This is a genomic window from Streptomyces sp. NPDC059832 (assembly GCF_042731715.1).
Taxonomy (GTDB): domain Bacteria; phylum Actinomycetota; class Actinomycetes; order Streptomycetales; family Streptomycetaceae; genus Streptomyces.
In genome coordinates this window covers 1-9,907 of sequence record NZ_JBHWIY010000077.1, presented here as the reverse complement: position 1 = coordinate 9,907, position 9,907 = coordinate 1, and the positions used below count along the sequence as shown (strand labels likewise).

The following is a 9,907-nucleotide window of genomic DNA, read 5'->3' as shown; positions in this document are numbered from 1 at the left end:
AGTCAGCCGACACACCCACTGACCAGCACAAAAACAACCCCTCATCACTGACAAGCAAACCCGAACACCCCAGAGCCCTCTCCCCGAACCTCACACATGTCGGCGGTGTGGTGCCTGGGGTCTTTCGCGTCGCTCCTCTTGCCAGGGAGATGACGTCGTCGCTGATCGGCCGTGTCGCGGCCTCCTACGGGATGGAGGCGAAGGCTCTGTGGTCGTGCTGGCGGTGGCGTGGTTCGCGGCCCCGGCATGAGGGTGGGGGTGTGCGGGCGGATGGCGAGGTGGTGCTGAACGCGGCTGGTCGGGAGGTTCTGGCCCGGTTGTGCGGGGTGGGGCAGGAGGTGCTGGGGCGGGCGTTGCCGTCCTGGGGAGGGGAGGATGCCAAGTTCCCCGCCGGGGAGGGCGGGGAGCCGTTGGCGGTGTGGCGTGTCGGGGGTGCGGTGGTGGGGCCGGTCGCGTTCGGGTGCCGTCTGTGTACGGCCCGGCGTACGGGGGCGCAGGTGCGGGTGGTGCGGTACGCACCGCGGTGGGAGCGGGTGTGTGTCCGGCACGGGCGGTGGCTGCTGGACGCGGACGCCGACCAGCCTCACGAGTACCTCGATCTGCGGGGTCTTCCGGAAGTAGCCGCGGCGCAGCGGCGGTGGGCGGGTGTGGTGCGTCGTGCGGTGCGGGCCGGTGTGGGGTCTGGGGAGGTGTTCGCTCTGGCTTATGCGGTGGTGGCGCGGTGGTGGGAGGGGGCGTACGGGTGGGAGCGGGAGGAGATCTGGCCACGGCGCCTGCACCTGGTCGCCGGGGGTGACGCGGGAGGTGATCTCGAGTGGTGGCGGGTGGTGGGGCGGGATGCGGTGATCTTCCCGGAGGTGGTGGCGGTCGCGAATGCGCTGCTGGATCCGGTCATGGCGCAGCTGGTGTGGGTGGACAGCGGGGGTGAACGGCCGCGGCCGCTGGGGGTGGGCGGGGCGTTCTGCCGTCGCCTCGGCGAGCGGGTGGGACGGCCTTGGTTGGGGCCGTTGATCGCGGTCGATTACGAGGGTCCGCTGGTCGCGTGGAGGGGGGCGGTTGTCCGCCTGCGTCGTTATCCCGAAAGCCGGGAGGGTCTGTATGCGCGGTTCGAGGAGAACGTGTGGTGGGTGCGGCAGGAGCACCAGCCGTCGACGATGGCCGCCGGGCTGCGGGTCTTGGCCAGGGAGAAGAAGATGCCCGGCTCGGGGACGAACTGGCGGGCCGTGGTGCCCGCCGAGCAGCGCTTCTTGATCACCAATCTCCTCGGGGAGGCCGAGGAGCAGCTGCAGCAGTTGCGCGGTGCGCAGGTCGGCACCACCGCGGAGGTGGCCCGGTCCATGCTGGAGGGCTTGAGTCGTGGCACGGATCTGCTCGACCAGGTGCTGCTGCGGGTCATGGTGGCCGCGGTGAACGCCGGGGTGAGGGTGGACGAGGTGGCCCGGTGGGCGCGGCTGTCCGAGGAGGAGGTGGTAGCAGTCCTCGGGACGTACCGGGGTGCGAACGACGAGTAGAGCCGGGGGGTGGTCCGGTCGTTGCCTCTAGCGCATGGGCCGGTGACCTGTGATCAGAACGCGCGAAACGTGTGCGGCGCGGTGGAACCACCGGTGGGGTGGGGTGGGTGAGCGGCAGGAGCGTGGTGGGCGACCCTGAAAGGGCGGCCGGGCAGCGAGACATTGCGGTCGGGGCGGGGTTCGAAGCCGTCTTCCTCGATCCGGTGGGGCAGGTGGTGCAGCAGCGGTGGGCGGACGCGGCTGTGGCGGTGGCTTTCGAGGAGCTGGATCCGGTGTCGGCGTTCCCGGTCGTGCCGGGGCGCAGGTGGGGTCCAGGCTTGTGGTGGTCGGCGACCACGGGCCGGCATGTGGCGTCGGGATCGCAGGCGATGCGGGTGCAGTTGATGGTCCTGGACCGCGACTACAAGGTGGTGGGCCTGGCGGGGCGGCCGGTGCGGATTTTGTGGCGGGACGGGCGGGGGCGGGGGGCCGAGCACGGCATCCGGCTGCACCACCGCACCTACGATCACGACCTCCTCGGCCCGCACCGGGGGCAGCCCTCCAACGTGGCGGCCCGCGGTGGGAAATGGGAAGTCCATGCCAACCCGCACGACGTCCGCCAGATCTGGGTGCGCCTTCCCGGGCTGGGCCTCACCGAGATCCCGTGGATCCACCGGGAACATGCCCACCAGCCGTTCAACGACCGCACCTGGCAGTACCTGCGCACCACCACCGCCCACCGTGCAGGCGCGGACGCCGAGCGTGCCGAAGCCGACCTCGCCGAAGCCCTCGATCAGCTGATGCGCAGGGCCCTTGCAGGACAGGCCACCGCCCAGGAACAGCACCTCCTCGCCCGCACCACCACCATCCGTACTCCCCCACCACCCCGCTCCCGGCCCGGGGTTCAGGTACAGGAACTGGACTCGGCAGCCACGGGCGTGGGAGAGGACAGCATCGACGACCTCGACAGGGACGGAGAAGACACCGCCGAGGGCGAAGACCAGGCGGTGGACGGCCCGGCCGTGCCGGTGGCCGGGTACGGGCTCTACGACGCCCAGGAGGAGGCCCTCAAGTGGTGAGCCGGCATGCCTCGGACACAGCCGGCAGCGTCGTCGCGAGCACGGCGGGCGTGAGTGGACGGGGCGAACGCGAGAACGGTACGCCTGCCGATGATGCCGGCGGGGCATGGCCGGTGACGACCTGGCAGGGCTGGCAGCGCTTCGCGACCACCCCTCCCCCGCAGCCTCCCACCTCAGGGGAACCGGAACGGAGCGTGGAGGAACGCCTCGCCTATCACTCCGCGTTCGTCACCGTCCGCACCCCCGCCATCGACACCCTCACCACGAACGTGCGGACCCTGATGATCCTGGGACGGCACCAGCAGACCACCGCCCGGCCCTCGCTGATCGTCACCGGGCCGGCGGCGGCCGGGAAGACCACCGCGCTGCTCCACGTCGGGCGTGCCTGCCACCTCGCCCACACCCACAACCAGCCGGCACCAGCCGGGACCACGCATGCCGCGGTGCCGGTCGCGTACGTGCTGGTCCCGCCCGGGGCAACCGCGAAAGGCCTCGCGGCCGAATTCGCCCGCTACCTCGGCGTCCCCGTCACCGCCCGCATGGCCCAGGCCCAGATCACCGACGCCGTCTGCCACACCTACAACCATGCGGGCGTGCGTCTGGTACTCATCGACGAGATCCACCGGCTCAACCCCCGCACCACCACCGGCGCGGAAACCACCGACCTGCTCAAAGACCTCACCGAACGCATCGGGGCGACGTTCGTGTACGCGGGCATCGACGTCACCACCACTGCCCTGTTCTCCGGGGTCCGCGGGGCGCAACTCGCCGCACGCGCGAGCTTGGTGGAATGCGGGGCGTTCCCGGCACGGCTCGGCACACGCGAACCCTTCAGAGAACTGATCGCGGGGGTAGAAGCCGCACTCGATCTCCGTGCGCACCGGGCCGGGACACTCCCCCGCCACACCGCCTATCTACACCAAAGGACCGCAGGCAGGATCGGGAGCCTGACCCGGCTGATCCGCCAAGCCGCGATCACTAGCATCCTCGACGGCAGCGAACGCATCACGAAGACCAGCCTCGACCAGATCCGTATCGACCACCAAGCTGAAACCCACCACCGCCCCGCCATGAACGGGTTCCGCGCACCCCGCCGGTAGCCCCCTTCTTTTCTGCCCAGCGCTCGACGTATAAGGCTGTGACCAGGGAAAACACACCTGGACCTTTAGGAGTTGACGCTATCTGAGGAACGCCAAGGTGATCTCAACGAAGAAGAGACATTCCCAGACCAGCAGGCCTACGCCCCCGTGAACCCGCGCTCACACAGTCTCAACGAATCCCGGATATCCCCAGCACACACCCCGCCCCGTACCTCAACTACACCCCCCGAAACGACAACACATTCGGCTGATACTCAGGAGCTAGCGACGAAAGACTCCTTGTCGAGGCGGGCATGGTGGCGTCCACCGAGCACCCGCCGGACCGCGTACCTCTCCGGTGTGCGGGCCTCGGAGCTGTGCCAGGTCCGGCTGGGCGAGTTGTTCTGGGACCAGGGGCAGTGGGGGCGGTTCCTGGTGAAGGGCAAGGGCGAGGAGATCCGGGGTCTGTTCCCCGACGACCCGTCCGACCCGCACGCGCCGCTGTTCCCGTCCGAGCGGTTGGCGACGGCGCTTGTCGATGTGCCGGTGGGGCCGGCGATCCACCTGGACGCCTTCCGGCGGGCGCTGAGGGAGTCGTCGCTGGGAGTGTCCGACGGGGCCCCGAAGGGACCAGGATTCGGGGGCCGAAACGTGTTGAGAGCGCTCCTAGGACCTGCGGCACCGGCGCGGGGCTCACGGAGCTGTGGGAGCTGCTGGACGGTGCCCGGGGCCAATCCTCAGTTGTATTCGAACCAGGTCAGAATGGCCTTGACGCGCCGATTGTCCTCGTCGGGAGGCATGCCGAGCTTCACGAAAACGTTCGCCACATGCTTACTCACGGCAGCGCCGGAAAGAAACAGCTCCGTCGCTATTTCTGCGTTGGAGCGCCCTTCGGCCATGTGGGCGAGCACTTCCCTTTCACGAGCGGTGAGCCGGGCAAGCGGCCCCTGTGGCGAGTCCGCGCGGGTGACGTGGCGAACAACCTCGGGGTCGATCACGACGCCACCCGCGGAGACCGTCTCGACAGCTCGCAGGAAGTCGGCAACTCTGCCCACTTTCTCCTTGAGCAGGTACCCGACGGCTCCGTCGGCACCCGGGCCGTTCAGAAGCTCCCTCACATAGGGGCCCGTGACGTAGGCGGAGAGAACCAACACCGGCAGGTCCCGGTGCCGGGAGCGCAGATCGATCGCGGCACGCAGTCCGTCGTCGGTGTTTTTGGGGGGCATGCGGACATCCGTGATCACCATGTTCGGGGCGGCTCCGGCATGCACCAGCTCGTCGACTGCGGCAACCAGTTCGTCGGCGTCCTCGCATTCGCGGATGACATCATGAGCGTGGGAGGTCAAGATTTCCCGGATGCCGGCCCTTATCAGCACGCTGTCATCTGCCAGAACAATTCTCATGACCCCCCTCCCCGGGGAACGTCCTGCTTCAATTTATCACCATGGGGGTTGGCTGGGAGCGGACGCCACAACCAGCGTCCCGCCACCCGGTGGGCTGAGAATTTCGAGATTCCCGCCGACACTTCGCATTCTTTCGCGCAGTCCGGCGAGCCCGGAGCCCGTGTCGATTCTCGCACCGCCGACACCATCGTCGTGCACACGCACGTGTACGTCTGTCGTGGCGCATCGTAGGTCGATCCGAGCGCTTCCCACACCTGCGTGTTTCGAGATGTTCGTCAGGGCTTCGGACACCGTGAAGTATACGGCGGTCGCAGTCGGTGACGAAAGCTGGGCGTCATCGCCGGTGCTGGTCAATTCGACCCGCAAAGGTGATCGCGCGGCCAGCTCTCGGACGGCGGCGATGAGGCCGAGGTCGCTCAGTTCACGGGGATGGATGTCGCGCACCGTGTCCCTCAGCCGTTCGAGTGCGCGCTCCGCGTGAGCCTGGGCCTGCCGTGCCAGCCGCACGATTCGTTCCTGGTCGGCGGCTGCGGCTGTGGCCGTGGCTTCCAGCATCCCGAGACGCATGACGACGGCGACGAGTTCCTGTTGGGCGCCGTCGTGCAGATCGCGTTCGATGCGCTGTCGCTCGAATTCGAAGGCCGCGGTCAGCGAAGCCCGACTGGTCCGGAGCTCCTCCAGTTTCGCGAGCAGATCCGGGTCCCGGCTTCTGGAGAAGGTGCGCAGGAGAAGGTCGCGAAGAAATGATGTGCCGGTCAGTACGGTAGTGGTGACCGCGCCGAGAACGATGCCTGCGGGCATCGCCAGGAGGGTTTCCCTAACGGATTCAGGGGTGAATGGACCGACCTGCGCGGCGATGCCGAAGAGCCAGAAGACGGGGGAGAACACCAACGCGGCAGCGCTGATGAATCCGAAGAAGGCCACCAGCAGTGACAGCGCGGACAGGAGCACGGCGGTCACGAAAACCGGGAGGTCGGTGCGCCACATTGACCGTGAACGCAGCCGGGGTGCCACCCACTGGGCCCAGCTGTGGTCAGAGGGTTTCAGGGGCATCGTCTCGACGCCGCACCACCGGGCTCTCGAACGGTCCGTCTCCGCCACCACCGGGGCCGAGACCGGCGCAACGAGAATGGAAAGCAGCAGAATCGGAAAAGCCATTGCCGCGATGCATTCCGTCAGCACCCTCCGGGCAATACGAATCTGCGCCATGCCCGCCATTGTCACATACTGTGGATCGCGCAAAAGGTAGACCTAGGTCTACCTTTAAGCAGTGCAGGCACCCGTGTGGCTCCCGCCGTGCCCTGTTTAGCTCGATGCATGCCTATCTCAGCTGCTGCTTCCGTGCCGTGCATCCGTTTGCGCGGCCTTCATATGGACTTCCCCGTTCCGGGCCGTCGACGCGAGACGGCGCGCGTCCTGCACGATATCGACCTGGACATTCCCGAGGGCCGGCTGACCGCCATCGTCGGCCCCTCCGGGTCGGGCAAGTCGACGCTTCTGCTCTGCATTGCTGGTCTGGAGCAAGCGACCGCGGGTTCCATCGAGGTCCTGGGAACGGATGTCCTGTCGCTCCCCCCTCGCAAGCAGGCCGCATTCCGCAGTGAGAACGTCGGATTCATCTTCCAGGAGTACAACCTCGTCGGCTCGCTGACGGTCGAGGACAACATCGCCCTGCCGGCGCGACTCGCCGGCCATCGGGTGCCCAGGTCGAGGGTCGGCGACGCCATGTCGAGGCTCGGTATCGCCCAGCACGCGCGGCGGCGCCCCGACCGGCTCTCCGGAGGTGAACGCCAGCGCGTAGCGGTGGCCCGGGTCGTCGCGAATCAGCCGCGGATCGTCTTCGCCGACGAGCCGACCGGCGCGCTCGACCTCAAGTCGGGTCACGTCGTGCTCGATTGGCTGCAGGCACTTCCCGCGCAGGGAACCACGGTCCTCATGGTCACACACGACCCTCATGCGGCCGCACGTGCTGACCAGGTCGTGGTGCTGGGGTCCGGGCAAGTGCACGCCGTCATTCCTGGTGGCGACTCCCACGCGGTGAGCGATGCCGTCCTCGCGGCGCAGTCGGAGGACGAAGCGGGTGAGCAGGCGTCGTGATGCGACTTGTCCTGTCGGACATTCGGATGCAGGCGTCCATGTGGTTGTGGATGTTCCTGTGCGCAGTGGTCGGTGCGGCATGCGCAGCGGGCTCGGTCATCGCCATGTTCACCGCCGTCTCGACAGCGCGGGCGGCGGGTGATGCGCGGATGGTCTCCGCGTCGATCGCGCTCGGCGGCAACATCGTCTTCTTCACCGTGCTTGCCGCCGTGGGCATCGTCGCATCCACCGTCGGTCTGACCTTGACGACCCAGCGACGCGATCATGCCCTGTGGGCGATCCTCGGGATCCCTCGCAATCGCATCAGATTCATTCTGCGCACGGAACTGGTCGTGCTCGGCGCTGCAGCCGGCGCGCTGGCAGTACCGCTGGCCCCTCTCGTCGCAAGCACCGCCCTCGCACAGTGGACGACCACGGGACTCGACCTGCACGGAGCCACGGCCGGATTCCACCTCTGGCACGTCGGGGCGAGCGTGCTGTCCGGGGTGGTTCCGTGTCTGCTCGGCGGCTGGGGAGTCACGCGCCGTGCCGCCAAGACACCGGAGATGCGCGCGTTCCGAGACCTCTCCGATCCACCGGCGCGGCCCGGCGTCACGCGCAGCGTTCTCGCCCTCTGCCTCCTCGCCGGTGTGGTCGGGATGTGGATTCCCGGGCTGGGACTCGAACTCGAGGGCGGGGTCGAACAGCGGACGGCCTTCGCTTTCGCCGGCGACCTCTTTCTCATCTGCCTGTTGCTGCTGATGGGGCCGTGGGTGCTCACACCTCTGATGAGGTTCTGGACCGCACTCGTGCCCTCGCGCGGTGTCGCCTGGCACCTTGCCGTGCAATCGTGCCGCACCCGCGCGGCGAGAAGCGTCGCCACGGTGCTGCCCTTCGCCCTCTCCCTGTCGTTCGTCGGACTCTTCATGGTCATGGGGAACGTCATGCCCGGAAGCACCGCCGGGCTGGGCGATGTCCTGGTCGTGCTGGGCTGGGTCTTCGTCGTGTCCTGGGTCGGCGGCCTTGCTGTGATCGCTCTGGTCGGGCGGGAGCGCACACGTGATTCCGCCATCGTGACGGTCGCCGGTGCGCGACCAGGCGTGGTCACCCGATCAACGATCTATGAGGGAGTGATCTACGCGGGGACGGCGATCGTCTTCGGCGTGATCGCCATCGCGGTGACGAGTGCCACTATCGCCGTGGGCGCCGAGATCAGCGTCGTCCGGGTTCTGGACGGCCTCCCCTGGGCGACTCTCGGCGTGCTCGCCGGCGTGACGCTCGTGACCACCTGCCTCGCTCTGGCCCTCCAAGCCGCCCGTGTGTCGCGCACGGTCGCAGCCCGGGCTCTGCGCTCGTGAAGCAGGGCGACGTCCGTACCGCTGCGACAGCAGAATCCCCCGGCCGGTATTCAGGTTGCCTGCTGGCACCACGGAACGAACTCGCCACCGACGCGATCGCGTCCTTCGAACCAACCACCACCATGAACGGCATGCGTCACCTGCATGTCCAGAATTATGAAGGAATGAATCAATGAGAATGAGGCCTCACACTGTGCTCGCCCTCGGGGGCGTCGCGATCCTCGCTGTCGCAGCAACGGGATGCAGCCCGGACGGTACCCCGGCGAACACAGTCGTGGAATCGAAAATGTTTGATTTCAGTGGGGACAGCCTGACCGTGAAGTCCGACTCCGCCGACCTGGAACTCGTAGCCGCCGATGTCAAGGGCGTTCAGGTGACGCGGCAGGTCAGCGGTACGAAAGTAGGCGGCGAAATAGAATCCGGATGGAAGCTCGAAGGGGGCGTTCTCACGCTCTCGCTGGACTGCACGGGTCTCTCCGTCAACTGCGGTGCGAAGTACACCGTGAAGGTACCGCGCGACGTCGCGATCACTGCCGAGAACGACAGGGGTCTTGTTGAAGCCACGGGCTTCACCGCAGATTTCTCGGCCAAAGCCGGCGACATGCGGTTGTCGGACCTCAGCGGGCCCCATCTGGATCTGGAAGGCCGCGACGGAACCATCGAGGGCGACAGGATCTCCGCAAGGTCGGTCACTGTCGCCTCACGGAACGGCGACAACGAGCTGAACTTCGTCTCCGCACCTGGCCTCGTCGATGTGCGAAGCCAGGACGGCGACGTTCGGCTCGGCCTGCCGGAGGCGACGTACGCAGTCGACACGGCCGCCAAGAAGGGCGACATCACAGTGGATGTCATGAAAGACGACACAAGTGACCATGCCGTGAGGATTCACACCCGTAACGGAGACATCGTCATCGGCAAGAGGGAGGCGCCTTGATGGCTGTACCGTAAATGATCCCTGGGGCGGTGTCAGTGGGGCGTGCGACGTTCCAGGACGTGATCGTTTCGCTGGATGCCCTGCTGATCCGGCTGTCCCGCCTGATCAGCTCGCACCCGCACTGGGCGGAGCGCGGCTGGAGCATGGCGGGCCGGGTCGAACTGGTGGCTCGACCAGCGTGAGGAGCGCCTCTCGAACGGCTGGGTTCAGATCGGCCACGCGTTTGCGGCCACCTCCGAGCCAGCGGGCGCCCCAGCGGGGCTTCTCCAGAGTCGAGCTCCCTCATTCCGACAGACACAGCGGCTTCACGGACACCGGCGGCCGCTCTGGTCCCGCCGTGACCGAGGGACCAGGCTTCCGCTCCTTTCAAAAAGCGACGTTGTCGCTTGTCTAAGGGCTGTCCCGTAATCCCTGGTGGGTCGGCGTGCGGCGTCGGATGCGGTGCATCGCAAGGCGGAGGGACGCCCGAATACTGGATGTATTCGGGC

The 9,907-nt window shown here is 67.5% G+C and carries 9 protein-coding genes and 1 pseudogene; 7 read left to right on the top strand and 3 right to left on the bottom strand.

The annotated features are described in order from the left end of the window. Window positions 1-260: 260 nt before the first annotated feature. The 3 genes from ACFV8T_RS44835 (at window position 261) to ACFV8T_RS44825 (ending at window position 3,669) form a co-directional block, all read left to right on the top strand. Window positions 261-1,511, top strand: a complete 1,251-nt coding sequence (locus tag ACFV8T_RS44835) for a DNA-binding protein (RefSeq protein ID WP_385339493.1) — start codon at window positions 261-263, stop codon at window positions 1,509-1,511. Window positions 1,512-1,672: 161 nt separating this feature from the next. Further along, a complete protein-coding gene (locus ACFV8T_RS44830) occupies window positions 1,673-2,569 on the top strand; it encodes a hypothetical protein (RefSeq protein WP_385339501.1) in 897 nt (298 codons plus the stop codon). Window positions 2,570-2,682: 113 nt separating this feature from the next. Beyond that, on the top strand, window positions 2,683-3,669 hold the full coding sequence (locus ACFV8T_RS44825; RefSeq protein WP_385339498.1) for a TniB family NTP-binding protein: 987 nt from the start codon (window positions 2,683-2,685) through the stop codon (window positions 3,667-3,669). Window positions 3,670-4,385: 716 nt separating this feature from the next. Here the strand turns inward: ACFV8T_RS44825 and ACFV8T_RS44820 are convergent. Further along, window positions 4,386-5,051 carry a response regulator transcription factor gene (locus tag ACFV8T_RS44820; RefSeq protein ID WP_351267950.1) on the bottom strand — a complete coding sequence of 222 codons (666 nt, stop codon included), beginning with the start codon at window positions 5,049-5,051 and terminating at the stop codon, window positions 4,386-4,388. Between the two features lie 36 nt (window positions 5,052-5,087). Continuing rightward, the gene (locus ACFV8T_RS44815) at window positions 5,088-6,260 is read right to left on the bottom strand and encodes a sensor histidine kinase (RefSeq protein WP_385339490.1); all 1,173 of its coding nucleotides are present in this window, start codon (window positions 6,258-6,260) and stop codon (window positions 5,088-5,090) included. A 162-nt stretch (window positions 6,261-6,422) separates the two neighbouring features. Between ACFV8T_RS44815 and ACFV8T_RS44810 the strand changes: the two genes are divergently transcribed. From ACFV8T_RS44810 to ACFV8T_RS44795, 4 genes are all read left to right on the top strand, one after another. After that, a complete protein-coding gene (locus ACFV8T_RS44810; RefSeq protein ID WP_385339487.1) occupies window positions 6,423-7,148 on the top strand; it encodes an ABC transporter ATP-binding protein in 726 nt (241 codons plus the stop codon). Next, the gene (locus tag ACFV8T_RS44805; protein WP_385339496.1) at window positions 7,148-8,485 is read left to right on the top strand and encodes an FtsX-like permease family protein; all 1,338 of its coding nucleotides are present in this window, start codon (window positions 7,148-7,150) and stop codon (window positions 8,483-8,485) included. The genes ACFV8T_RS44810 and ACFV8T_RS44805 overlap by 1 nt, the downstream gene beginning before the upstream one ends. A gap of 172 nt (window positions 8,486-8,657) precedes the next feature. Next, window positions 8,658-9,419, top strand: coding sequence for a DUF4097 family beta strand repeat-containing protein (locus ACFV8T_RS44800; protein ID WP_385339484.1), 762 nt, complete (start codon window positions 8,658-8,660; stop codon window positions 9,417-9,419). Window positions 9,420-9,478: 59 nt separating this feature from the next. After that, window positions 9,479-9,601, top strand: a complete 123-nt coding sequence (locus ACFV8T_RS44795; protein ID WP_385339503.1) for a hypothetical protein — start codon at window positions 9,479-9,481, stop codon at window positions 9,599-9,601. On the opposite strand, the pseudogene ACFV8T_RS44790 reads toward ACFV8T_RS44795, so the two are convergent. Continuing rightward, window positions 9,567-9,828, bottom strand: a pseudogene (locus ACFV8T_RS44790) (ISAzo13 family transposase); the annotation flags it as partial. The gene ACFV8T_RS44795 and the pseudogene ACFV8T_RS44790 sit on opposite strands and share 35 nt — an antisense overlap. Window positions 9,829-9,907: the final 79 nt, after the last annotated feature.

Bases quoted from the DNA above. Each gene is read 5' to 3' on its own strand.
- ACFV8T_RS44820 (WP_351267950.1), bottom strand. From the start codon at position 5,051: ATGAGAATTGTTCTGGCAGATGACAGCGTGCTGATAAGGGCCGGCATC.
- ACFV8T_RS44815 (WP_385339490.1), bottom strand. From the start codon at position 6,260: ATGGCGCAGATTCGTATTGCCCGGAGGGTGCTGACGGAATGCATCGCG.
- ACFV8T_RS44810 (WP_385339487.1), top strand. From the start codon at position 6,423: ATGGACTTCCCCGTTCCGGGCCGTCGACGCGAGACGGCGCGCGTCCTG.
- ACFV8T_RS44805 (WP_385339496.1), top strand. From the start codon at position 7,148: ATGCGACTTGTCCTGTCGGACATTCGGATGCAGGCGTCCATGTGGTTG.
- ACFV8T_RS44800 (WP_385339484.1), top strand. From the start codon at position 8,658: ATGAGAATGAGGCCTCACACTGTGCTCGCCCTCGGGGGCGTCGCGATC.